Origin of the sequence: Actinopolymorpha alba DSM 45243, assembly GCF_000373925.1 — a bacterium.
Lineage (GTDB): Bacteria > Actinomycetota > Actinomycetes > Propionibacteriales > Actinopolymorphaceae > Actinopolymorpha > Actinopolymorpha alba.
In genome coordinates, this window is the sequence record NZ_KB892738.1 from 1 (window position 1) to 1,006 (window position 1,006).

Consider the following 1,006-nt stretch of genomic DNA (forward strand, 5'->3'; position numbering starts at 1 on the left):
GCCTGGCCCAGCCGGGTGTCCAGGGTGGAGAGCATCCCAGACAGCTTCAACGTCCGTAACGCGGCGGTCAGGCCGCCGGTCTCGATCATCACGGTGGCGCCAGGTATGGCAGCCAGCCCGGTGGTGGGCTGTGTCGTGGGTGTAGTCGCGGTCGTAGTCACGGTGATGTTCCTTGTCTTGTTCTCGTGGTCGAAGATCGTGGCGGCGATGAGGTCGACGCGACGTTGGTGGCATGCTCCACGACGGTCGGGGTGGACGTGGTGGACCGGGCCAGGGCGATTCGGGTGATGTGCCCGTGCTGGGCTCGAGCCGGCTAGCCGGTCTGCTCGCTGGTTGGGGCGACGTTCGCCGCACCCGCGATGGGCAGGGGGATGACGTCGGCCACGTCGTCACAAACACCGCCGCAGATGCCGCCGGATGTGCCGCCAGAAGCGCCGTCGGTGGGGCTGGCGTCGGCGAACAGGGCTTCGGGCCCGTGCAGGAAGGCCGGGGCGCCGCCGTCCCCGCGGCAGGTGTGGACGGGTAGGTCTTCTAGGCCGGCGGCCAGGATGCCCTTGATGGTGCGATAGGAGGGGTCCCCGGCCACGATGGCCTTGGCGCAGGCCGCTTCCAGCCGCTCGGGCTGATGCTTGTCAGCGAGCCCGAGCACGCCTTGCGCGGCGCGGAGCCGGTAGAGGGCGTTGTCGGCGAGTAGGTCGGCGATCACCGCGACGCAGGCGGGGCCGATCTGCTCGGCCTGCGAGCGACACCAGGCCGGGGTGCGCATGTGGAAGGCGATCTTCTCCGGCGGGTAGTCGCCGTAGTCGGTCTGCTTCCCGCGCTGCTTACGGGCATGGGTCTTGACCAGCTCACCGCGGTGGAAGAACTGCACCATCGTGGCAGTGGCGCGGGCGTCGAGACTCTTGCCGATCCAGCGCCACGGGATCGAATACAGCGTTCCGTCGACGCGGGCGTGGATGTCCGGGCCAACCTTGCACGTGGCCCATGTCGCAAGCACGAATCCCTG

The 1,006-nt window shown here is 69.0% G+C and carries 1 protein-coding gene; it reads right to left on the reverse strand.

Annotation, left to right across the window (positions count from 1 at the left end):
- Nucleotides 1-313: 313 nt before the first annotated feature.
- The coding region (locus tag B141_RS39360; protein ID WP_020574463.1) for a Mu transposase domain-containing protein at nucleotides 314-1,006 on the reverse strand (693 nt) is incomplete at its 5' end.